Raw genomic sequence first — 22,483 nt, 5'->3', positions numbered from 1 at the left:
ACCGCGCCCGGGCCCCCTCCTCCATCCGTTCATGAGATGGAGGAGGGTTGTCCGGCCTTTCACGCGCGCGGCTTGAGCTTCTCGAGCCGCGCCCCGTAGAGCCTGCGCTCCTCGGAGAAGGCCTTCGCGACGCTGGGCCGCTCCTGCAGGCGCGCGAGGTAGGCGCTGATCGCGGGCCACTTCTTCAGGTCGATGGGAGTCGCCACGCTCCAGCCCAGCACCGTCACCAGGTACGCATCCGCGACGCTGAAGCGCTCCAGCAGGAACTCGCGTCCGGTGAGGTGTTGCTCCAGGTACGCGAGCCGGGCAGTCGCCTTCCCCAGGGCATAGCCCTTCGCGCCTTCGGGCGCCTCCGCGTCGAGGAGCGGGGAGAAGGTCGCCTTGTGCAGCTCCGTCCCGACGAAGGACAGCCACTGCTGGAGCCGCACTCGCCCCCGGCTGTCGTCGGGCGCGAGGCCCGCGTGGGGCAGCGCCCCGGCCAGGTATTGCAGGATGGAGGCGTTCTCCGTGAGCAGGTCGCCGTCGTCGGTGCGCAACGTGGGGACGAGCCCCAGCGGATTCACCTCCAGGTAGTCGCGGCCGTCGGGCGTGCGCTTCGTCTTCCTGTCGACCTCGGTGAACACCGCCTCCGCGCCCGCCTCGTACAGGCAGATGCGCGTCGCGGCCGAGCAGGACAGCGGGGAGAAGTAGAGCTGCATGGGATGTCCTCCAGGACGTCGGATGTGGAGCCTTCGCGAGACAGGCGGCACTCTCCGCTTCCGGCAGGGATGCGTCCAACGCATCGTTGGCATAGGCTGGATGCATGGATGACATTGCTCCGCCCCCTGCCCCCCGCCTCGACGTGCGCGACCTGCGCGTGGTGCTGGCCCTGGCCTCCGCCGGGACCACGGCCCGTGCCTCGGCGGTCCTGCACCTCACACAGCCGGCGGTGAGCCGCGCGCTGCTCGCGGCGGAGGAGCGGCTGGGCACGCGCCTCTTCGACCGGACAGCTCGCGGGCTGGTGCCCACGCCCGCGGGACAGGAGCTCGTCGCGGGCGCCACGCGGCTGCTGGTGGAGCTGGGCGACCTGGAGCACCGCGTGCGCGCGCCGGCGGCGCCGTCCATCCGCCTGCGGCTCGTCTGCGAGTGCTACACGGCCTATCACTGGCTGCCCTCCGCGCTGGTGACGCTGCGCAAGAGCCTGCCGGGCCTCCACCTCTCCCTGGCGGTGGAGCACACCCAGGACCCGGTCCCGGCCCTGATGGCGGGCGAGCTCGACGTGGCACTCCTCACGACGGCGTCCGTCCCCCGCACCGGGATCGAGACGCGGCCGCTCTTCTCCGATGAGATCATCTTCGTGGTGGCCGCGTCGCACCCGCTGGCGTCCCGGCGGGTGCTCACCCGGGAGGACCTCCGCGAGAACACGCTGCTGACGGGGCAGACGCCCGCGGCGGAATCCCAGTGGTTCATGACGCAGGTCTTCGGCCGCGAGCGGCCCCGGCTCCGCGTGGAGCGGTTGCCGCTCACCGAGGCCATCCTCGACGTGGCCCGCGCGGGGCTTGGAGTCGCGGTGCTCTCCGAGTGGATCACCACCCCGCACCTGGGCAGGGGCGACCTCGTCGTGAAGCGGCTGGCGTCAGGCCCCCTGCGCCGGCCCTGGCGGATGGCATGGCGGAAGGAGGTCGGCGACGCCGCGCTCCGCCTCCTCGCCGCGCTCGAGTCCACGGTGCCCCGGGGGCTCGCCGTGGGCTGAACCGGACCGGGACACCCTGACGCCGCGCCTGCCCGTGCCTACGTTCCGGGTGTGCGCCAGGGACCTTCCATTCCTGCTCAGGGGCAATGCCGGATCGGCTGCGCCGGCTGGAGCCTGTCGAGCGCGGTGGGCGAGCACTTCCCCACGACGGGCACCCACCTGGAGCGCTATGCGCGCGTCCTGCCCGCGGTGGAGATCAACTCCTCCTTCTACCGGCCGCACCGGCCCGCCACCTACGCCCGCTGGAGGGACAGCGTCCCGGAGACGTTCCGCTTCGCGGTGAAGGTCCCCAAGGTCATCACCCACGAGCTGCGCTTGCGCGACGTGCACGAGCCGCTCGATCGCTTCCTGGGCGAGGCGGGCCACCTGGAGGCGAAGCTGGGGGGCCTGCTGGTGCAGTTGCCGCCCAGCCTCCAGCACGAGCCCGGGACGGCCCGCGCCTTCTTCCAGGCCCTGCGGGAACGGACCGCGGTCGACGTCGTCTGCGAGCCCAGGCACCGGACCTGGTTCACGGACGAGGCCCGGCGCGTGCTGGAGGACGCACGCATCCGCTACGTCAAAGCGGATCCGCTCGCGGTGAGCGCACCCGAGCCACCGGACGCGGAGGTCGTCTACTACCGGCTGCACGGCTCGCCGAAGATGTATTACTCTGCGTACTCCCAGGCGTTCCTGGAGGCGCTGGCCAAGGAGATCTCCGGCCACGAGCAGGCCGGCCGGCGCGTGTGGTGCATCTTCGACAACACGGCGGAGGGCGCCGCCCTCCCGAACGCGCTGTCCTTGCTGCGCCTCGACGGGCAGCCGGTGACACGCTGAAATCATGACCGTGGACCTTCGAATCGCCTCGTACAACATCCTGGCGGACGCCTACGTCAAACCCGAGTGGTTCCCGCACACACCCGCGGACCTGCTCCGGCCGCGAAGCCGCCACGCGTTGCTGGCACGCCGCATCGTGGGGCTGGACGCGGACATCGTCTGCCTTCAGGAGGTGGAACCCGACAGCTTCGCCGCGCTCCAGGAGGCGCTGGCGCCGCGCGGGTACGCGGGGGTGATGGCCCAGAAGCAGCAAGGCCGCCCCGATGGCTGCGCGGTGTTCCACCGCCTGGAGCGAAGTCCCGGCCACCGGGTCCATTACTTCAGCGACCGGCTGGAGGACGGGCGCATCTCCGGGCATCTGGCGCTGGTCGTGGACTTCGACGTCGGTGGTGAGCGGCTGCGCGTGGCCTGCACGCACCTGCGCTGGGATCGGCCCGACAGGCCCGTGGAACAACACCAGGGCATGCAGCAGGCCACCGAACTCATCGACGCGTTGCTCCGGAAGGATCCGGAGGCCCTGTGGGTCGTGTGCGGCGACTTCAATGCCCGGCCAGGGGAGCCGCTGGTCCAGGCCTTCGAAGCGGCGGGGCTGCTCGATGCCTACGCGGAGCGGCACCAGCCGACCTGCAACGTGAACGGCGCGCCCAAGGCCATCGACTTCCTCTTCCATTCCAGCGCGCTGCGAGCCTCGCCAGACCGGCTGCCAGCGCTGGACGCGCGGACGCCGATGCCCTCGGAGCAGGAGCCCTCCGACCACCTGCCGATCTCCGCGCGACTGCTGCGCTAGAGGGCGCCGCCGGGACTACTGCGCCGGCCGGGCCTCGGGGCCCTGCAGGGACTCCCGCGCCCGCTGCCGCTCCTCGCGCTGCTTCGCGACCAGCGCTTGCGCCTTCCCCTTCTGCGTCTCGTCCAGGAGCGCCTCGACGTCGCGGTAGGCCGCCGTGTCGTTCTCCTCTATCGCCTGGAGCAGGGCCTGCTGCCGCTTCAGGTCCTCTTCGCTCAGGGGTCCGAGAGGTTGGGCGGGAGGCCTGTACTGGGGCCGACCTCCCAGCCCCACGGGGGCGTTCCGGTTCCCCATCCCAGGCCCGCGCGGACGCCCCTCCCCTGGCGCCGGTTCGGGGTGCCAGACCTGCCGGAGCTGCTCACGCAAGGGCCGGTTGGTGACCTCGAGGGCCTCCTCCTTCTGGCCCACCTGGATCAGCTGGTCGGTGGTGAGCGCCAGCTCTTCATGGTGCTCGAGCAGCAGCGCGAGCGGCGACTGGAAGAGGATCCTCGGGGGCGGCGGACGCCCGGGGCGCTCCTCCGGCGAGGACGAAGCGCAGGCGGTAACGAGACCCACCAGCAACAACCACGGCATGAGTTGGCGCGGCGACATCGGTCCTCCCAGGGGCGTGTGCCTTCGCTCTCTATCCGCACGCCGGTCCGGGCGCCAGACGCAGTGGAGCCGCCGCGCGGCATCTGCTCAAGTGACGCCAGCTCACTTTCCCGGGAGGGAACGGATGGACGGCACGTACAAGTCGTTGCGCATCGAGAAGGCCGAAGGCATCGCCGAGGTGGTGCTCACCGGGCCGGGCAAGGGCAACGCCATGGGCCCCGACTTCTGGCGGGAGATGCCCGAGGTGCTCCGCGCGCTGGACGCCGACGACGCCGTGCGCGTGGTGCTGGTGCGCGGCGAGGGCAGCCACTTCACCTACGGCCTGGACCTGATGGGGATGATGGAGTCGCTCGGGCCGCTGCTCACCGCGGAGAGCAACCTGGCGAGGGAGCGCAGCCAGTTGCTCAAGCTGATTGGTGAGATGCAGCAGGCCACGGAAGGGGTGGCCCGGTGCAGGAAGCCCGTCATCGCCGCGGTGCACGGCTGGTGCATCGGCGGGGGCATGGACCTCATCGCCGCGTGTGACTTCCGCTACTGCTCGCAGGACGCGAAGTTCTCCCTGCGCGAGGTGAAGGTCGGCATCGTCGCGGACCTGGGCGCACTCCAGCGGCTGCCGCGCATCATCGGCGAGGGGAACACCCGCGAACTGGCCTACACCGGCGGCGACGTGGACGCGGCGCGAGCGCTGCGCATGGGCCTGGTCAACGAGGTCTTCCCCTCCCCCGAGGCCCTCCTCACGGAGGCGCGGGCGACGGCGCGGCGCATCGCGGACAACCCGCCGCTTGTCATCCAGGGCGCCAAGCAGGTGATGGAGTACTGCGCGGACAAGTCCATCGCGGACGGCCTGCGCTACGTGGCGGTGTGGAACTCGGCCTTCCTCCAGTCGCATGACCTGACGGAGGCCTTCTCCGCCTTCGCCGAGCGCCGTCCCCCCCGCTTCGAGGGGCGCTGACGCAGGATAGGATTGGAGTCCTGCCATGAAGAACACGCCCGACGCGAATCCCTCTCCCACGCAGCAACTCCACGCAGCCATCACCAGTTACTGGCGCACCCAGGTCATTGGCACCGTGGCCCGGCTGGGCATCGCGGACCTGCTCGCGGGAGGCCCCCGCGACAGTGATTCACTGGCGGCCGAGTTGAGCGTCCACCCGGGCGCCCTGTTCCGGCTGATGCGCGGCGGCCTCACCGTCGGAATCTTCGAGTCCGTCTCCGAGCGGACCTTCGCGCTGACTCCAATGGGCGAAGGGCTGCGCTCGAACGTCCCTGGCTCGCTGAGGGAGATGGCCATCACCCAGAGCGCCCCGGCGCACTGGTTGCCCTGGGGCCTGCTCCCCGAGGCGGTCCGCACTGGCAAGTCCCCGGTGCAGGCCGCCCTCGGCTCGGACGTCTGGGGACACTTCGCCCGGAACCCCGAGGAGGCGGGTTACTTCGCCCAGGCCATGGGCAACCTGTCCGCCCTGGTGGCCAGCGAGGTGACGCACCACATCGACTTCGCCCCCTTCGCCCGCGTGGCGGACATCGGAGGAAGCCACGGCGATCTGCTCGCGCACGTGCTGGCCACCCATCCCTCCTGCCGGGGCATCCTCTTCGACCTGGCCCAGGTCGCCGAGGGCGCGAAGACGGCGCTGGAGTCCCGAGGCCTCGCCCACCGGGTGGACGTGGTGGCCGGGAGCTTCTTCGAGCCCGGCATTCCCCCCGCCGAAGCCTACCTGCTCAAACACATCCTCCATGACTGGGAGGATGACGCCTCCCTCACCCTCCTGCGCCGGCTCCACGAAGCGGCTCCCTCCGGGGCCCGGCTCTTCGTGCTGGAGCTGGTGATCCCAGACAACCGGACGCCGGACCCGACCCACCTCATCGACCTCAACATGCTGGTGGTCGCCGACGGGCGCGAGCGCACCACGGATGAGTTCCGCGCGCTGCTCGCCGCGACCTCCTGGAAGGTGGAGCGCATCACCCCCACCCGGAGCGGGGTCAGCATCATCGAGGCAGTGAAGGCCTGAGCCGCGGCTCGACGACCACCGACTCCTGCCTGATTTACTATTCAACCTGGATCCTGACAGCATTCTCCCAGGGGCTCGTGAAATTCTTCGCGAGCCCCATGGGGGAGTTCATGAACAACACGTCACGAATGAATGCGATGTCACGGTGGATGGGTATGCGCGGGACGGCGCTCGCGGCCGCGGTGCTTGCGATTGGCTGTGGAGGCGCCCCCGAGGAGCAACCGGTGGAGCCGGTCCCCGCGACCCAGGAGGCGCCGCTCACCGTCTCTGGCGACTTCGACGGTGATGGCACCACCGACCAGCTCACCACCAGCCTGACGGGCATCTCCATCTTCCACCCGTCGAAGGGGACGACGAAGTTCTACAGCTTCACCGGCAGCTTCGCCGTCAACAACGCCACCATGGACCTGGACGGGACGGTAGGCCTGGAGGTGGTGGTCGTCACCAGCGGCGGCATCAGCGTCATCACCGACAAGAAGGGGACGTCGCAGTTCTATTCCTTCTCCGGCAGCTTCTCGATCGTGAGCGTGAGCGACACGGACGGGGTGGCGGGCGCGGAGGTCGTCACGGCCTCGCAGGGCGGCGTCAGCGTCATCCGGCACCGGAGCGCCAGCAGCGACTTCTATCCGTTCTCCGGGACGTATCAGGTCAACACGGTGGTCGACACGAACGGCGTCGCGGGCGCGGACATCGTCGTGGTGGCGAAGAACAGCTCCAGCCAGGGCATCTCCATCATCCACGACTCGAACCGCACCTCGCAGTACTACGCCTTCAACACCAACTTCACCATCACCGCGGCGTGTGACTCGGACGGGGTCGTGGGCGCGGAGCTCTTCATCACCACGTCCACGAACAAGTACATCCTCAAGGACCGGACCGGGGTGACGACGACCACGACCCAGACGGGCTGCTGAAGGCCGCCGCGCCGCGTCTCCCCTGCCCTGGAGACGCGGCCCTTCGTGGAGATTTAACTCGGCTTAACTCATCCGGAACGCGGCCGGGCTCGATACTGGCTTCATCAGGGCCGAGGGAGCCCAGAGGGGGAAGTCCATGTCGCGCATCCAGAGCCAGCCGTTTTCGTTCTTCACGCCGTCGTCCGCCATGGGCGCCACGCGGAGCACGCCCGCGCAGTGCCCGCCGGGGGCCCAGGTGGGGCCGCAGCCGGCGCCCCCGCGCAACGTCGTTCGCGACGCCTTCGAGAGCGCGGTGAACGGCGAGGCGATGCGGCGGCTGCAGGGGCTGGCGAAGCCGGTGACCGTGGCCGCGCAGGGCCCGCTCCCCACGCCCCAGCCGACGGGCGGCCCGCCGTCACTGACCGACGCCACGGGCGTGGGCGACATCGTCTCCAACCAGTCCGACAAGGGCCAGGAGGGCCCCGTCACGCGCCTGCAGAAGTTCCTCGAGGGCGCGGGCTACCTGGACATGGGAAACGCCGCCTACGGCACCTTCGGGAACAAGTCCCAGGCGGCCGTGAAGGACTTCCAGACGGCGGAGGGCATCACTCCCGCGGATGGCAAGCTGAGCCCGGCCACGGTGGCCGCCATGCAGCGCCCGCAGCACCCGGCCACGGACTCCACGATGCGCGTCCTGGCGGACGCCTACGCGCCGCAGCTCGGGCGGCCCATGAGCCCGCTGGAGCCGGGCAAGGATGGCGCCATGGTGCAGCGGTTCGAGCGCGGCACCCTGACCCGCATGCCGGGCGGCGAGGTGCGGGTGCAGGACCTGTCCGGCAAGAACCTGGTGCCGCCCACGCCCCCGAGCACCGTCTCGACGCTGGAGGAGGCGAAGGCCCTCCACGTCGCCCAGTGGGGGGAGGCCGGCTACAAGGACTTCAACGACGCCAGCGAGTACTACGGCGGCAACGACTGCGGGCCGACCTCGGTGGTCATCGCGGCGGCGGCCGTGGGCGCGATGGAGCATCCGGACGCGGCCGGGGCGGGAGAGGCCATCGACGGCGTGCGTGACAACATCCTCGACTACGACTCCAACACGTCCGTCACGATGACCGTGGACCAGGTCGCCGAGGGCGTGACGGAGGCGGGCGCCGTGGCCACGCTCGTGCGCAAGAACAAGGTCGACGTGGCGGCCGTGGACGATGCGCTCTCGCGCGGGCACCCCGTCATCCTCGGAGGCAATCCCTTCGGCAACGACCCCAAGCACCAGGCCTGGGGGCCCACGGCGAGCGCCGCGGACAACTACCTGATGGACCACAACTTCGGGGGGCACTGGGTGACGGTGACGGGCAAGACGGAGTCCGGCAACTACCTCGTCAATGATCCGCTCTGCCCCAAGGGCCCCATCGAGGTGACGCCGGAGCAGATGGCCGAGTACGTGGACGGCAACCTCGGCATGGTGGAGGTGAGTCCCAAGCCCGTGCCCGTGTCGTGAGGGAATGACGGGCCGGCGCTGTTCGCCAGAACGGACAGCGCTTCAGCCCTTCTGGTCCTTCGGGCGGCTCACAGTGAACGTGACGATGTTGTGATCCGAGCCGCCGGTCGGGCCCGCCTTGACGTGCGAGACCTTGCACCCGGCGGACAGCTCATAGTCGATCTTGCCGTGGCCATGGGTCTCCACGCCGCCATGGGTGGTCATGCCCGCCTGCTGCGCGATCCAGCCGGGGGACCACTTCCCCTTCGTCGACGCCGGCTCGTTCCAGTCGCCGCCGATGAGCAGCGCCTGATCAGGGTTCTTCTCAAGCTGCCGCTTCGCGAAGGCGAGCAGCTTCTCGGAGAGCGACTTGTAGGTACTCACCCGGTTCGGCGGCCCGACGGGTTGCCCGTTCTTCCAGTCGACGGAAGGCGGCTGATGGGCCGAGACCACCTTCAGCCAGCCCGCGAGCTGGACCGCGGTGGCCGCCCGCGGAGGGGCGTGGCCGTTGCGTACGGTGGTCCAGCCGCCGCCCTCGCCCTGGATGGACATGGCCTGCTTCTGGAGCAGGCTGTCCTTGACGAGGATGCCCGTCTCGCCATGGTCCTTGGCTCCGGGGAAGGTCACCAGGTGGTAGCCGGGGATCTTCTCCAGGGCCTTGTGGTAGCCGTTGATCTCCTGGAGCTGGACGAAGTCGAGCTTGTTGTTCTTGGCGAACTTGCTCAGGAACTTCTGCACGTCCTTGGGGTCGCGGTCGCGCTCGACGTTGTAGGTCGCGCCCTTGAGCGTCGACGGGGTCTTGCCCTTGCCGCCGCTGCCGCCAAGCTGGCTGGTCTCGGCGGTCGTGCCGCTGCCGCCGGTGGTGCCGGTGTTGGCGCCGGTGCCCTTCAGCGATTGAGCCATCCGCTCGCCGACAACCCCCTTCGGCTTCCCCTCCCAACCGTGGTCGCGCTTGTAGGCGACCACCGCCTTGGCGGTGCCAGCGTCGAAGCGGTCGTCAGCGGCACCCTTGAGGTAGCCCTCCGATTTCAGGCGCTCCTCGAGCTTCTGAACGCGGTTGCCGGTGGAGCCGACGTGGAGAGGGGGGCGGTGGGCGGAATGGGTTCGCATGATTTTCTCGATTCTCGCCACCTGAGAGAAAGAGTTGCTTCGGTTTGTTTTGATGCGGCCGAGACTGTCGCGCCGCGTCATGGCGGCGCAAGCCCCCCTTCGTCTGCACCCCAAAGGGGGCTCACCGCTCGCAGCGCAGCGCGACCGCGTGCGGGTTGTCCAGGTAGTCCTGCCAGAACTCCTGGCCGTAGCGGGCGAGGCCCTCGGCGGAGCACTCCGGGCGCATCCATTCGAGGTCGCGGAAGCCGGCCTCGCGCAGCGCGTGCTCGTACGTGTCCTGACTCCAGTGGGAGAAGTGGATGGTGAAGGGCGTCTTCGTGTGCAGCTCCGCGGAGATGGCCTGCCCTTCCAGGGGGGACTCCGGAAAGTCCAACATCGTGATGCCATAGCGGGTGCTGTTGGGCCCCTTCGCGCTGAACCCGGGGTTGAACGTGTAGGTGACGAAGCGGCCCCCGGGCTTCAGATGGGCATGGATGTTCCGGCACATGCGCAGCAGGTGTTCGGGCGAGTGCGCGTAATGCAAGAGATAGACGGCCGTCACGCAATCAAAGACACCCAGCGGGGCCATGTCGGCCACGTCCGACACGTGGTACTCGATTCCCAGTGACTGAGCTGCCTCGGTCTCCCGGGCAACGCGAATCATCTCCTCCGAGATGTCCACTCCGACCACACGGTTCGCGCCTCGTGCCTGGAGCTGCCGCGTGTACAACCCGTCGCCACACGCCAGATCCAGGACGGCCTGTCCCTTCACGGAGCCAAGCGCTTTGAAGTAGGTATGACCTTCGATGTACTCCGAGCGGACTGGCAGGACATCCCAGTCCGCGACCTTCACGCCAATCTGATCGTATTGCGCTGACATCTCACACGACCTTTCCAGGCAGCCACCGTCTGCCGAGGATTCTATCCATGCGTCCGCGTTTTCTTCACATCCCGTATCTGATGGCCGGGAGCGTCCTGCTCTCCATGGCCCTGCCAGGGCCGGCCAGCGCCGCTCTGCCGCTCAGTTGTTACGACACCGACCTGGAGGCCGACTACGAGCCGCCCTTCTCGGCCGAGTCCTTCCAGTTCCTCGAACAGATGGCGCTCACGCCACAGCAGACGCTTGTCGCCAACCCGCACCTGGCGCTCACGTCCGCGGAATACATCGTGCTTCCCGTGTCCCAGCGGGTGACCGCCACGTACGTGCATGACGCCTCTGGCACGAGCCCCTCGCTGGGGTACCTCTACGTGGATGACCTCAAGTCACGGGGCTACCTCGACGTGAATGGCAACCTGCTGGATCTCAACGGCAATGGCATCACGGACCTGCACGAGGATCTCTACAACCTGGCCCCGCCCACGGGCTCCCAGGCGCGTCCCTACGTGGGGACGACCCGGCGCTGTAGCCGCACCTTCACCTCGGGAGGCTTCACGTACAGCCAGCCCGAGCTGGCACTTAACGAGTCCTGCACCAGCGCCTTCGCGTCAGGCGTGCTCCTGCAGGATGCCCGCCCTGGCAGCCACCCCAACGTGAGAATCGACGTGGTGGGGAGCAACACGCCCGCGCTCCCTCGCACCGGCTACTCGGACAACGGGCTCTTCGCGCGCATCCCCAACCTGTTGGAGCCCGCCCACGCCGCCAACAACAACCGGGGCCTGGGCCATCCGGTCTTCTTCCTGGCCGATGATGGCCAGACGGCGGACCTGGGAACCCTCCCGGGTGGACGGGAGCTGGTCTTCTTCCTGATCGTCGCGAACGATTCCATCCACCTCCCCTACGAGGGCCGGGTGTATCCGTGCCTGCGCAAGGCGGCCAACGGCCAGTGCACCCTGCACCTGAAGACCTCCACCTCCGTGTTCTTCTCCAAGTCGAAGTGGAACCTGGACCAGGATCCCGTGGGCCAGATGCCTGTCGCGACCCGCAACATCGGGTGCGCGTCCTCGGAGTACTGCGACCCCTGGGCCCCCCACCCGCTCGACGGGGCTTGCGCGGTCGCCTCCACGGGACAGAACCTGTGCGGATGGCTGGAGGACGAGGCCCTGGCCCGCCTCGGCACGGCGCCCTACGGAAACACCTCGCTCCCCATGGAAGCCTCCACGGTCGCTGTCTCGGGCAACGGCAACATGCCGCACGTCAGCCTGGGAGCTCCGAGTAGCACGCCGCAGAACTGGCTCCTGGCCTTCGAGGAGCTCACCGGCGGCGGTGACCGGGACTTCAACGACGCCGTCTTCCAGTTCCGGGGCGAAGCGAGCAGCGAGGTGAGGTCGCGCGTGCTGTTCCCCTCCCCCATCTCCCCAGACCCGGCTTGCGCCATCAGCCACATGCGCTTGCGCAAGGACGACGTGCTGGGCGCCGGTTGCGATTCCAGCGCCGCCATCTCCTATGCGGTGGCCACGGACTGCCACGTGTGCACCAGCGGCTCATGCAGCATCAACTTCACGCCCACCTGGCATCCGGTGACGTTCGCCGCGGGAGCCCAGGAGGCCATCATCGATGTCTCCAGCACGCCGGGCAGCAAGCCCTGCTGGATGGCTCGCATGTCCGGGATAAGCCAGGCCTGTCTGCCTTCCATCTCCAACGTGGACGTGGGCTACGTCTTCGTCCCCGTGTCCCCCTGATTCCCGCCTGACTGGCAGGTCGGGCGCCTCGGGCTTCGAGGCGGGCGGCGCCAGCGACGCCGCCCGCCGTCATCCGTGAGAGGGATTACAGGCGGACCTGGAGTTCGTAGCGGCGGTTCTGCGCGCGCTTCGCCTCGGTGTTGTCCGGCTTCACCAGGGGGCGCTCGGAGCCGTAGCCCACGGCGGTGATCTCCCCGCGAGGGATGCCGCGCGCGACGAGTTCCTTGACGATGGTCTCCGCGCGCTGCTCGCTGAGCGACTTGTTCTTCGCGGCGTCACCCGTCGAGTCGGTGTGGCCGGAGACCTCGAACTTGTAGCTCTTGACCCCGGCGGCGACGAGCTGCTTCTTCGCGTCGACGAGGGCGTTGGTGAGCTTCTTGAGCTTCGCGTCGCAGCCGGGGGCCAGCTCGGCGGTGCCCGTCTTGAAGCTGCACTGGTTCTTGCGGCCCTCGTCCGTCAGCTTCGTGTTGACGCGCTTCTCGACGGTGGACTTGCTGGCGTCGCCCGCGGCCTTCTTCAGGGAATCAAAGGGGCTTTGCGCGGCGGCCACGCCGGGGACGGCCAACAGCGACACGGCGATGCAGAACGCCTTGAGCTTCATCCGTAGGACTCCTTGGGCTCCAGGGGGAAGGGAGCCCGGTTGAAGGCTGCCGAGGGCGGACTGTCGCGTCCAGTGCGAAGACAGGGGCATTGGCGGCCGCCCGGTGCGGAACCAGCGGAGCGCTCGCTGAATCTGTTAGGGTGGATGTCACCTGACCGGCCGGGGGCAGGAGTTCCGAGGTCACGGATGTCGACATTTCGACGGAGTTTTCTGGCCCTGTTCCTGGGCGTGAGCGTGGGCGCTGTCCTGGCGGTGGCGTGCAATTCCCCGACAGGGTGCGAGGGCTGCGTCAACGAACGGGGCGTCTGCCTCCGAGGCACCCAGGATTCGGCCTGTGGCTCCTTCGGCGAGGCGTGTGTCGCGTGTGGCGACGGCACCGTGTGCATGGAGGGCGCCTGCGCACAGGAGGTACCCGACGCGGGCGCGGAGGTCGACGCGGGCACGGACGCGGGCACCGACTTGGACGCGGGCACCGACTTGGACGCGGGCTCGGCCCCTGACGCGGGCACCGACGTGGACGCGGGCACGACGACCGGGTTCCGGCTCGTGCCGAGCACCACCACGGCGACCCTGCGGGACGTGGCCGTCGTGTCACCCACGGAGGCGTACGCCGTGGGCTTCCGTGGCACCGTGCTGCGGTGGAATGGCAGCCAGTGGAGCGCCGCCGGCTCGCCGACGTCCGAGGATCTCTACTCGGTGACGCTCGCCGAGGGCGGAGGCTGGGCGGTGGGCGCGGGCGGCACCTTCCTGTCCCTGACGAACGGCACCTGGTCCGTTTACGGCAGCTCCCCGACGGCGGCCCTGCTCACGGGTGTCTCCGCGGTGTCCGCGCGGAGCGCCATGGCGGTCGGCAAGGAGGGGGACCAGCGCCAGGCGCTCGTCTGGGACGGCTCGCAGTGGACGAAGTTCGCCACGGGCGCTTCCCATCCGTACACCACGGTGTCGGATGTCTTCATGCTCGCGGACGGCACGGCCTTCGCCGCCCAGGACAGCATGATCATGCGGTGGAAGGACACCGACTGGGAGCAGCTGACCACTCCCACGACGACGATCCTCCAGGGGGTCTGGGCTTCTTCCGCCAAAGAGGCCTTCGCCGTGGGCTCTTCGGGCGTGCTCATGCGGTGGACGTCCACGTCCGGCCGGGTCATGGAGCAGCGGGCGCCCTTCCCCTTCCTCCACGGCGTCTGGGGAAGCAGCCCGAGCGACGTCTGGGCCGTGGGTTCAAGTGGAGTGATCATGCACTGGAACGGCGACGGCTGGACGCAGGTGGCCTCGCCGACGACCCAGGAGCTGTTTGGTGTTTCGGGCACGGGACCGGACGACGTCTGGATCGTCGGAGCCGGGGGCACCCTCCTCCACGGCCCCTGACAGCCCCACGGAGACGAGCGGGGCCGGCTTCTCAGTCGCCCCGCTTCTTCTTGCCCCGGGCCACCTCGGTGGCCAGGGCATCCAGCTTCGGCGTCCAGAACGCCCGGAAGCGGTTCAGCCAGGCATCCACCTCCGCCAGGGGCGCGGCGTCCACCGCGTAGAGGCGCCGGGCGCCATCCACCCGCACCGTCGCGAAGCCGTTGTCCCGCAGGACCTTCAGGTGCTGCGAGACGGCCGACTGGGTGATGCCGAACTCGCGCTGCACCACGGCCACGACCTCGCCCGAGGCGTGCTCGCCCTCCGCCAGCAGCTCCAGGATGCGGCGGCGTACCGGATCGCCGAGGACGTCGAAGGCGTGCATCAGCCTCCTGTATAGAACGCGGCCGTGCGCTCGGCCATCCCTCGGGCCACGTCCGGGGCCTCACCGGCCGCCACGTGGGCGTCTGCCCAGGACCTGGCGCTTGAGCGCATGAAGGCCTTCGCTTCGTCGGAGGCGACCCAGCTGGCCGCGGCCTCCGCGGCCACGTCCCGGCCCGTCTCCAGGTACTGGCCCAGCCCCAGGAAGCCCAGGTCCCAGCCCACGCCCGTGGCGCCCGGGCCGAACTGGCTCCAGAACTGCTCCACGTCCGCGGCGTGCACGATGTGCTCGAGCGTCAGCCGCGTGCCCTTGCCTTCCGGTGCCAGGCGGACGGTCACCCAGCTCATGCCGCCGTTCATCTCCCAGGTGAGATCAAACGCCGTGGGCCGATCGCAGCGGGTGATGGTCCCTCCCGCGTTCCCCTTGAGCTGGTAGCGCCCGCCCTGCTGCAGCTGCCCCTCGATGGGCATGAACCAGCGCGGGATGCGCTCGGGGTTGGTGACCGCGTCCCACAGGTCTTCCACGTCGGTGGGATAGACGCGCTGGGCGACGACCACGTGGGCCGGCTTGCCTTCGTGGTCGCGCTCGACGCATGCGCGGAACTCGGCGCCAATGAGCTTGTGAAGCATGTGCGGTCCTCCTGCGTTCACAGGGTCATTACAGGCCGCACTCATATTAGTCAATTCTTATATGAATCGACTTCAGTCGCGCTCCAGCAGGACGTACTCGAGGACATAGGCGCGCAGCCGCTGGCGCACGTCATCGCTCATCGTCAACGTGGCTTGTGGATGGACGCGCGACGCGAGTTCGAAGAGCACGAGCATGTCGGCCATCCCGGCCTCGGCGATCTGCCCGAGGCGCTCCAGGCCCTTGTCTGGAGTCGTCGTGTCCGCGTCCTTCTGTTGCTTCGCGACCTCGTAGCCCGTGAGCGTGGCGTTCAGGCATTCAAGCTCCTCGGTGGAGGTGAATTGGGTGTCGCTGTCACTGCCCGTCATCTCCTTGCGATGCGAGGGCTCCCCCAGCCACAGCGCCTTGCACGAAGCGAACGCGAGCCACGCTGTGCCGTAGTGGCCGTCGTAGTACACCGCCACGCCGGTCTCCGTTCGCTCGGCCATGCCACGCGGCACCACCACGTCTGGCGTGATGACGAGCCCGAACCGGGGAGTCGATGCGAGCAGCTTGCGCAGCGTGGTCAGGCGCGGGTTGAGGACCAGCGCGGAGGCGAAGGCCTCGCGGGCCTCGGCACGCCGCCCCAGTCGCGCCAGCGTGTGTCCCAGGAAGAAGTGCCCGCGGTAGTCGTCGGGGTTGAGCTCGGCGGCCTTGCGGTAGTGGCCGAGCGCCTCCTCGGGCTTGCCGGCGAAGAGCGCCGCGTCGCCTCGGAAGATCCAGGCGTTCACGCACTTCGGGCAGGCCTCGGTGGCGCGCGCGTACAACTTCGCGGCCTCGTCGAAGCGGTTGGCCTGGAAGTGCGGCTCGGCCTCCGCGATCAGGCGCTCTGACTCGGGGTCATCGTAGGGCGGCGCGAGCATGGCCGAGTCCCCCTCCCTCACGACTCGTGCATACGGCAGCGGCTCGACCCGCTGCGGCCAGAGCGTGTCCGCCCATCCGTCCGGCGGGGAGTCCTTCTCGCCCAGCTGGTACTTCACGGACGAGGCCTCCATGCGTTGGAGGATCTCCTTCAGCGACAGAAGGCGCCCATGCTCCGCCGGAGCCGCTTGAGCGGTATGCGAGGGCGATGCACTCCGGGTGCCCGCTGTCGTCGAGGCACAGCCGAGCGTGAGCGACAGGAACAGGGACAGGAGGATGCGGTGCATGGTCCGCCTTTCAGGATCGCGAGCATCGTACGCGGGCCTCGCTCGCGCCGGTTCACGGAACCCTCACGCCTTGTTCATCCTTCGGGCATGGGCTGCCTCCAGCCTCGGCTCTGCCCATGGACTCCAGCCCGGCGCATGCCAGCCGGAAGGGCCTTCAATGACTCACGGGTTCACTCCTCGCCCGCGAAGGAGCCGATCAGATTCTCGATGATGGCCCGGCCGGCTTCGTCCTTCGCATCGGCGGTCGCCCACACGAGCAGGTCGCCATTGACCGTTCCATCGCCTTGCATTCCTTCGGGCACGTGTGCCTTCAGCCAGTCCTCCGCCGTACACGCTTCCTGGTAGTTATTGAAAAGGTAGACCGACGCCCGGACCGAGCTCGACTTCCAGGCCCGGCCGAAGCCCGCCTGGGCGCCGAGGTCCTGGGCAGAGGGAGCCGGATCAACCGGCGAGAGTTCATCGCGACCCGCGCCATGGCGCACCAGCGCCTCGCCTCGGCGGAGGGATGGATTGGTGGGGTTCACGGAACTCCTTTGCGGCGGGCCGCCTGCACACGCGCACAGCAGCAGCAGCGAAAAGAGCAGCGCGGTGCGGGCGGACAGCGTGAGTGGGATTCGCATGGGGCTGGAGGACACCTCTGGACGGCGGCTCATGGCGCGCGCACCTCGCCCCCCAGCGCCATCGCCGAGCCGACGAAGGCCGTGACGCTCCGGTAGCCCGCGGGCGGCGGCTGCAGCGGGGCGGTGCTGCCTGTTCCCAGCTGGGTGATGCCCCGGGGCAGGCTGCGCCCCAGGTTCCACGTCCGGCCCCGGAAGTGGAAGTCCTCGCTGGAGCACAGCACCGCGGAGAAGAGGTTGCTGGAGAGCGGGCCCACCGCGGTCCCTACCACCGTGGAGAGGCGCTGGAGCGTCGCGATGGGCTGGCCCACCGCGAAGCTCTCCGGCGCGGAGAAGTCTCCGCACGGCTCCGGGTTGAAATACAGGGTGAAGCGGCCCACCGGGTCCAGCGACACCGTGAGGTCCCCGTTGCTCAGGCGCTGGGGCGTGAAGGGCTCCGCGCGGAAGGTGAAGAAGGCGTGGGCCTCGCCCGGTGGACCGTTGAAGAGCGGCCCCTCCAGGTCCCCCAGGTGCGCGAAATAGCCCACGTCCTGCACCTTGCCGTCGACCGCTTCATAGAAGCGCCCGATGGCGTACCAGACGACTCCTGCGATGGGTTGCATGGCTCACCTCGGCCTTCAGGTTGGTGAGCAGCATACCCCTGTCAGAAGGCCAGCCAGCGCGCGGAGGACACCTTGTCGCCGAAGCTCCAGCTGTTCAGGTTGACCTCGTGGAGCAGGCCGTCGCCCACGAGGTCCTTGTAGCTGCCCTTGTAGTTCGAGTCGCCGTAGAGCCGCACCCGCTGGCCCGGGGGAATGCACCAGCGGACCGCGGAGGCCTTGTCGTTGAATGCGTCGACGTCGTCGAAGCGCGCCCAGTTCTTCAGCCCCTGGTCCTCGGAGTCGAAGATGAAGCCCCGGTCGCTGAAGTCGGAGTCGTCGTAGAAGTCGACGTAGGCGCGCTGGAGGTCCGTGCGGCAGAGCGGGTCCGCCCAGATGCCGCGGAACTCCATCAGCTTCACCGTCGATGAGGGGCCGTCATCCGCGTGCTCGGTGGCGTAGAGGATGAGGCTACGGTCGGGGCCCACGAACACGCCGGCGGCCGCGTCCAGGTTGCACTGCCGCGAGCCATCATTGCTGCAGTACAGGTGCTTGGAGGCGACGTGCTCCAGGCGCATGTGGCCATCCAGGTGCACGCGGTACAGGTGGGCGTAGTCGTCGCTCACCGCGCCCCAGCGCAGGCCCCCCAGCCGCGTGCCCACCAGGTAGAGTTGTGAGTCATTGCAGTCCGTCACGAGGTTGAGGTTCTGGAAGGCGCCCCACTCCCCCTGCGGCAGCTCCGACGCCTCCCACAGGTCCACGCGCTGCCACTGGTTGGCCGCGGAGCGGATGTCGGACTCCGTGGAGCGGAAGACCTCCAGCGCCTTCGCGTCGAAGTGCCCGAGCAGGAGCAGGGAGTGTCCGTCCGACAGCTTCGCGAGCGAGGCCGTGCCCGCGTTCGACGTGAGGCCCTGGACATAGGCGAACGGGCTCGGCGTGAGGGACGCGTTGTAGTCATACAAGGCGATGCGCCCCGGGCCCGGCCCCTCCTCCATGGGCAGCGCCAGGAGGTTGCCCGCCGCCTGCATGCCGCCGCCGTGGCGGTAGCCGTCGAGCACCGGCAGCGCCGCCACCGCGACGTCTCCGCCCGGTGGCAGGGTGTCCTCGGGCTGCCGGATGGTGGGGCTCAGCCGGTTGGAGCGGAAGCGCCGTCCCTCCCCGTTGCGGGTGGACATGTGCACCAGGTGCCCCACGTTGCCCCCGGGGGCGTCATCCCGCTTGGACACGACGAGGTAGCGGCCCGAGCCCATCGCCAGACGCTGGAGGCCCTGCCAGTGATTGCCGCCCGGGTAGGCCACGTTGAGATTGAACGGCCCGGGATGGAAGCCCAGCACCTCGCCGTGGTCCCGCAGCTGCTGGAAGCGAAGCGGCACGTCGGGGATGCACAGGTTGCAGTCCGGGCTCCCCCAGACACAGGAGGTGTCTCCGCCAGTCCCAAGAGCCAGCGCGGACGCCACGCCGCCGGTGGATTCGCGAGGAGCCGCGGCGGGCTCGCGGGCTTCCGGCCCGCAGCCAGCGAGTGACAGCAGGCCCGCCAGCGACAGGGCCATGGCGGACGCACAACGACGAGGGATGCGGTGCATGGGGCTTGCTCGCAGGTCGGGCAGCGGGTTTCTCCGGACGCCCGCGAGGACAGGCCTCGCGGGCGTCAAGGCATCCTTCGATGGGCTCGAAGGACGGGGCGTCAGTCCCAGCGGCTGGTCAGCTTCAGCTTCCACTCACGCAGCTTGCCGTTGCCCACGCCCGACGGGTTCACGACGTGCAGCTTCCACAGGCCGTTGACGGAGCCGTCACGCGGGATGCCGCGCGTCACCGGGATGCGCTTGGGGGGCGTGCCCTCGTTGGGGCCGTCCCACAGGAGCGCCGTCTCCCCACCCGGATCCTCCAGCGTCAGCACCAGCCGGGACGGGTTGTTGTGCGCCAGGTCCAGCTCCACCGTGATGTCCTCCGGCACCGTCGCCAGCCCCACCACCGGCTGCGTCGACGTCTGCGGCGTCGTGTTCCCCTGCAGCGTCAGGTCCGCGTACGCGGTGAACTCGCCGGACATCCACGCCGGCCGGCACCAGCCCTCCGTCGCGCCCGAGTCCAGGCCGTGGCACGCCAGCCCGTCCTGACACGGCACGAAGCGCGAGCACGACGCGCCGTCCCCCGGGGTGCTCACCGCCGTCACACAGCGGCCGTAGGGGCTGGAGTTGTCGTACGGGATGCCCTCGCACTCCAGCGCGGGCCCGCACGTCGCGGCGCCCGTGCACGGGTCGCCCTCCGCGCCCTGCTGGGTGGCCGTCTTGAGGTTCTGGAGCGCCGTCGCGTCCACGCCCGGCAGCCGGCCCAGCTTCAGGATGTCGTAGAACGGCCGCGCCGCCACCATCGCGTTCGCCGCCGCCGCGGGCACGTTGTACGTCGCCTGCAACGCCGCCGCGGACTGCGTGTTCACTACCGCCAGCGCCCGCCGCGCCTCCGCGACGTTGAAGGACACGCCGTGGAACGTGCCCACCCAGCCGTCCACCGGCAGCTCCACCCGGCCCGTGCCCCGGGCGTACGTCTCCAGCGCGCTCAGCGCCGCGGGCCCCACGTACAGGAGGTCATCCACCTGCTCGATGGAGACGAAGCGCCGGTCGTCCCCCGTGTGCGCGAGGCCGTCCGGCCCGTTGCGCCAGGTGATGATGCTCTGCGCCGCCTGCGCGTTGAGCGGCACCTGCGTGTCCAGCACGGCGTACGTGGTGGTCCAGTCATTGAGGAACAGCACCACCCCGTTGCCCGCGGGCGTGCCCGAGGCCAGCTCCTGCGTCTGCACGGCCAGCGCCGCGGCCGGCGTGTCCGACACCGCGGCAGCGCCGCAGCTCAGGAGGAGGGGAACCGAGGAAAACGACAGAAAACGACGGAGTCTGGAGTTCATGGCCTCCATGTACTCCATGACGGGCCGCGTGTCGGTGACCGTTCAGGTCCTGTCTTGATACAGCGCGATGACGCCGTGGACCTGGGTGGTGACCTGCTGGAGGCGGTCCGCCGCCGTGTGGGTGGCCTCCACGCGGGCCACCGAGGCCTGCATCAGCGCCGTCAGGTCCGACACGGCGGTGAAGATCTGCGACACGCCCGCGGACTGCTGGCTCACCGACGCCGAAATCTGGCGGACGGCGTCCGCGTTGCCCTTCACCAGCCCGGACAGCATGCCCAGCCGTTCGCCGGAGGCGCGGATGGTCTCGATGCCCCGGCCCATCCGTTCGCCGCCCTGGCGGGTGAGGTCCACCACCCCCTGGATGCGCGAGCGCGTTTCATCCAGCACCGCGCGCACCTGCTGCGTGGCCGCCACGGACTGGGACGCGAGGCCGCGAATCTCCCGCGCCACCACCGCGAAGCCCCGGCCCACGTCCCCTGCCCTCGCCGCCTCGATGGCCGCGTTGATGGCGAGCACATTGGACTGGTCCGCCAGGTCCTGCACCGTCCGGGTGATGCCCGCGATGCGCTCCGTGTAGGCCGCGAGCCCCTGGATGCGCTCGGAGAGGTCCGTCGTCTGCGCGCGCAGGTCCGCCAGCCCCTCCACGCTCCGGGTGATGGCCTCCTCCACCGCCGCGCCCACGTCCCCGGCCTGCTGCGTGGCCTCCAGCACCCGCGCGGCCTGCGCGGAGGCGACGAGCGACGTCTGGCGGATCTGCTCCGCCGTCACCCGCGTCTCATCCAGCGCCCGGGCCTGCCGGGCTATCTCCTGGCGCTGCTCGCCGGTGGACTCCGTCAGGGTCCGCACGGAGTCGCGCAGCGCGTCCGTGGACCCCATCAGCGGCCGGACGACCTGCTCCTCCACCGCGCTCCGGGACAGCTCCAGCTGCGCCTCGCGCTCCGCCGCCGCCCGCAGGTCGCGCTCGCCCTGCACGCAGGAGGCGATGAGGAAGATGTCCTCGAACACCACCCACGCCGTGTGCTCCATCCACCGCCAGGACTCCTGGGCGTGCATGCCGAAGATGGACTCCGGCCAGAACATGCCGCGAAGGAAGTGGTCCAACGCCACCACGCCGCTGAAGGTGAGCAGCACCTTCCAGTCCCGGTAGATGGAGAGCAGCGCCAGCGAGCCGAAGATGTGGAAGTGCGTCTCGATGCGCCCGCCCATCAGGTGGATGAGCAGCGCGGACATCAACGCCTGCCCCACCGCGATGACATGCCGCGTGGACTCACGCCCGGGCCGCGTGAGCGCGAGCACCACCGGCAGGCTGCCCAGCAAGAACCCCAACCCCACCGCGGCGACCACGTGGGAGTGGACCGTGCTCTGCAATCCCTCCCAGGCCCGCGGTGACAGGTACACCGCCGCCACGATGCCCCCCAGCCACTGCAACGCCATCAGGACCACGAAGGTCCGGTCCGTCCGCCGGCCCAATGCCAGACACTGCGCGGCGAACAGCTGTTGCGAGCGCGCGGACACGGCTGCTTCGGACAGCTGGATTCTCATCACGGGTTCTCACCGGAGGACGCCGCGGAGGGCGTCTGGAGGGCACAGCCGAAAACAGGCGCGGTGGCGACGCGGGAGGCATCCGCGCGAAGGAGGTCGCGAATGGCGCCTGCCCCCGCGCTGTCTCCTTCGTGGCCCCGCGCGGGGGTGATGCCCCCGCTGAAGCGCTCCACGCCGTCCGGCGAATAGAGGACCACCTGGCCCGAGGTGCTCACGCCCAGCTCGCGCGCCACCGCGCCGTCCACGTCCGCCACCACCTGCGCGCCGGGCAGGGCCAGGGCGCGCGTCCACAGCTCCGAGCGCTCGAAGCCCGGCGGCGCCTGGCGGGGGGCCCAGACGAACACGCGCGTGGCGAGCCGCGCGCCTTCGCGGTCCAGGAGCTTCGCCAGCTCCGCGAGCGTCGCGCGGGAACACGGGCACTGGGGGTGGAGCAGGACGAACAGCGTCCACGTGCCCGGCGTCCGGGGGAACCGCTCCGGCAACCGTGACGGCGGCGTGGCCCCAAGCCCCGCGGCGCTCGCGTGGGACCACACGAGCCCAAGCCCCAGCACGCTCGCCACGAGCCACCCGCCCATCAACCACGGCAGGGCCCGGCGCGGGAGCGCACTGTGTTTCAGACCCGCTTCAAGGGATGCCCGGGCCGGGGCATCCACGGGGCCATGCGATACAACCGGGGCGGCCATGCACGGTCATGCTGAAGAGTTCCCGTGT

The 22,483-nt window shown here is 69.6% G+C and carries 23 protein-coding genes; 9 read left to right on the top strand and 14 right to left on the bottom strand.

The features are described 5' to 3' along the window. Positions 1-59: 59 nt before the first annotated feature. A complete protein-coding gene (locus AABA78_RS27555) occupies positions 60-698 on the bottom strand; it encodes a glutathione binding-like protein (RefSeq protein ID WP_338267388.1) in 639 nt (212 codons plus the stop codon). 104 nt (positions 699-802) lie between these two features. Here AABA78_RS27555 and AABA78_RS27550 point away from each other — a divergent pair, with 104 nt between their 5' ends. The 3 genes from AABA78_RS27550 to AABA78_RS27540 are packed head-to-tail and all read left to right on the top strand — an operon-like array spanning position 803 to position 3,332. Beyond that, positions 803-1,732: a LysR family transcriptional regulator gene (locus AABA78_RS27550; protein WP_338267387.1), complete on the top strand. Its 930-nt coding sequence runs from the start codon at positions 803-805 to the stop codon at positions 1,730-1,732. A 51-nt stretch (positions 1,733-1,783) separates the two neighbouring features. Further along, on the top strand, positions 1,784-2,545 hold the full coding sequence (locus tag AABA78_RS27545) for a DUF72 domain-containing protein (protein ID WP_502260925.1): 762 nt from the start codon (positions 1,784-1,786) through the stop codon (positions 2,543-2,545). 10 nt (positions 2,546-2,555) lie between these two features. Continuing rightward, positions 2,556-3,332, top strand: coding sequence for an endonuclease/exonuclease/phosphatase family protein (locus tag AABA78_RS27540; protein ID WP_338267382.1), 777 nt, complete (start codon positions 2,556-2,558; stop codon positions 3,330-3,332). Positions 3,333-3,347: 15 nt separating this feature from the next. Here AABA78_RS27540 and AABA78_RS27535 read toward each other — a convergent pair whose 3' ends face one another. After that, positions 3,348-3,920, bottom strand: coding sequence for a hypothetical protein (locus tag AABA78_RS27535; protein ID WP_338267379.1), 573 nt, complete (start codon positions 3,918-3,920; stop codon positions 3,348-3,350). Positions 3,921-4,044: 124 nt separating this feature from the next. Between AABA78_RS27535 and AABA78_RS27530 the strand changes: the two genes are divergently transcribed. From AABA78_RS27530 to AABA78_RS27515, 4 genes are all read left to right on the top strand, one after another. Further along, complete coding sequence (locus AABA78_RS27530) at positions 4,045-4,872, top strand: crotonase/enoyl-CoA hydratase family protein (protein WP_171412074.1); 828 nt, start codon at positions 4,045-4,047, stop codon at positions 4,870-4,872. Positions 4,873-4,897: 25 nt separating this feature from the next. Then, on the top strand, positions 4,898-5,923 hold the full coding sequence (locus AABA78_RS27525) for a methyltransferase (protein ID WP_338267375.1): 1,026 nt from the start codon (positions 4,898-4,900) through the stop codon (positions 5,921-5,923). Positions 5,924-6,078: 155 nt separating this feature from the next. Next, complete coding sequence (locus tag AABA78_RS27520; RefSeq protein WP_338267373.1) at positions 6,079-6,837, top strand: PA5033 family protein; 759 nt, start codon at positions 6,079-6,081, stop codon at positions 6,835-6,837. A gap of 136 nt (positions 6,838-6,973) precedes the next feature. Beyond that, positions 6,974-8,311, top strand: coding sequence for a peptidoglycan-binding protein (locus AABA78_RS27515; protein WP_338267371.1), 1,338 nt, complete (start codon positions 6,974-6,976; stop codon positions 8,309-8,311). A 42-nt stretch (positions 8,312-8,353) separates the two neighbouring features. On the opposite strand, the gene AABA78_RS27510 is transcribed toward AABA78_RS27515, so the two are convergent. Beyond that, positions 8,354-9,481, bottom strand: coding sequence for a peptidoglycan-binding domain-containing protein (locus tag AABA78_RS27510; protein WP_338267368.1), 1,128 nt, complete (start codon positions 9,479-9,481; stop codon positions 8,354-8,356). 40 nt (positions 9,482-9,521) lie between these two features. Further along, a complete protein-coding gene (locus AABA78_RS27505) occupies positions 9,522-10,259 on the bottom strand; it encodes a class I SAM-dependent methyltransferase (protein ID WP_338267365.1) in 738 nt (245 codons plus the stop codon). 47 nt (positions 10,260-10,306) lie between these two features. Here AABA78_RS27505 and AABA78_RS27500 point away from each other — a divergent pair, with 47 nt between their 5' ends. Continuing rightward, positions 10,307-11,998 carry a DUF4114 domain-containing protein gene (locus AABA78_RS27500; RefSeq protein ID WP_338267363.1) on the top strand — a complete coding sequence of 564 codons (1,692 nt, stop codon included), beginning with the start codon at positions 10,307-10,309 and terminating at the stop codon, positions 11,996-11,998. 85 nt (positions 11,999-12,083) lie between these two features. Here AABA78_RS27500 and AABA78_RS27495 read toward each other — a convergent pair whose 3' ends face one another. Continuing rightward, positions 12,084-12,599, bottom strand: a complete 516-nt coding sequence (locus AABA78_RS27495; protein ID WP_338267362.1) for an OmpA family protein — start codon at positions 12,597-12,599, stop codon at positions 12,084-12,086. Between the two features lie 186 nt (positions 12,600-12,785). Here AABA78_RS27495 and AABA78_RS27490 point away from each other — a divergent pair, with 186 nt between their 5' ends. Continuing rightward, the gene (locus AABA78_RS27490) at positions 12,786-13,967 is read left to right on the top strand and encodes a WD40/YVTN/BNR-like repeat-containing protein (RefSeq protein ID WP_338267359.1); all 1,182 of its coding nucleotides are present in this window, start codon (positions 12,786-12,788) and stop codon (positions 13,965-13,967) included. Positions 13,968-13,998: 31 nt separating this feature from the next. On the opposite strand, the gene AABA78_RS27485 is transcribed toward AABA78_RS27490, so the two are convergent. From AABA78_RS27485 to AABA78_RS27445, 9 genes are all read right to left on the bottom strand, one after another. Further along, positions 13,999-14,328 (bottom strand): ArsR/SmtB family transcription factor, encoded by a 330-nt coding sequence (locus AABA78_RS27485; protein ID WP_338267357.1) that lies wholly within the window; start codon positions 14,326-14,328, stop codon positions 13,999-14,001. Further along, on the bottom strand, positions 14,328-14,954 hold the full coding sequence (locus tag AABA78_RS27480) for an SRPBCC family protein (protein WP_338267355.1): 627 nt from the start codon (positions 14,952-14,954) through the stop codon (positions 14,328-14,330). The genes AABA78_RS27485 and AABA78_RS27480 overlap by 1 nt, the downstream gene beginning before the upstream one ends. A gap of 72 nt (positions 14,955-15,026) precedes the next feature. Beyond that, entirely contained in the window at positions 15,027-16,139 is a 1,113-nt protein-coding gene (locus AABA78_RS27475; RefSeq protein ID WP_338267354.1) for a tetratricopeptide repeat protein, read from the bottom strand. 170 nt (positions 16,140-16,309) lie between these two features. Further along, positions 16,310-16,759 carry a hypothetical protein gene (locus AABA78_RS27470; protein ID WP_338267352.1) on the bottom strand — a complete coding sequence of 150 codons (450 nt, stop codon included), beginning with the start codon at positions 16,757-16,759 and terminating at the stop codon, positions 16,310-16,312. A 29-nt stretch (positions 16,760-16,788) separates the two neighbouring features. Then, entirely contained in the window at positions 16,789-17,358 is a 570-nt protein-coding gene (locus AABA78_RS27465; RefSeq protein WP_338267350.1) for a hypothetical protein, read from the bottom strand. A 41-nt stretch (positions 17,359-17,399) separates the two neighbouring features. Next, on the bottom strand, positions 17,400-18,884 hold the full coding sequence (locus tag AABA78_RS27460) for a hypothetical protein (protein ID WP_338267349.1): 1,485 nt from the start codon (positions 18,882-18,884) through the stop codon (positions 17,400-17,402). 134 nt (positions 18,885-19,018) lie between these two features. After that, positions 19,019-20,230: a proprotein convertase P-domain-containing protein gene (locus tag AABA78_RS27455; protein ID WP_338267347.1), complete on the bottom strand. Its 1,212-nt coding sequence runs from the start codon at positions 20,228-20,230 to the stop codon at positions 19,019-19,021. 42 nt (positions 20,231-20,272) lie between these two features. Then, complete coding sequence (locus AABA78_RS27450) at positions 20,273-21,772, bottom strand: methyl-accepting chemotaxis protein (RefSeq protein ID WP_338267345.1); 1,500 nt, start codon at positions 21,770-21,772, stop codon at positions 20,273-20,275. Continuing rightward, the gene (locus AABA78_RS27445; RefSeq protein ID WP_338267344.1) at positions 21,772-22,347 is read right to left on the bottom strand and encodes a thioredoxin domain-containing protein; all 576 of its coding nucleotides are present in this window, start codon (positions 22,345-22,347) and stop codon (positions 21,772-21,774) included. The genes AABA78_RS27450 and AABA78_RS27445 overlap by 1 nt, the downstream gene beginning before the upstream one ends. Positions 22,348-22,483: the final 136 nt, after the last annotated feature.

This window comes from Corallococcus caeni, assembly GCF_036245865.1.
GTDB classification, from domain to species: domain Bacteria; phylum Myxococcota; class Myxococcia; order Myxococcales; family Myxococcaceae; genus Corallococcus; species Corallococcus caeni.
The sequence above is the reverse complement of the archived record's forward strand: the minus strand, read 5'-3'. Positions and strand labels throughout refer to the sequence as shown.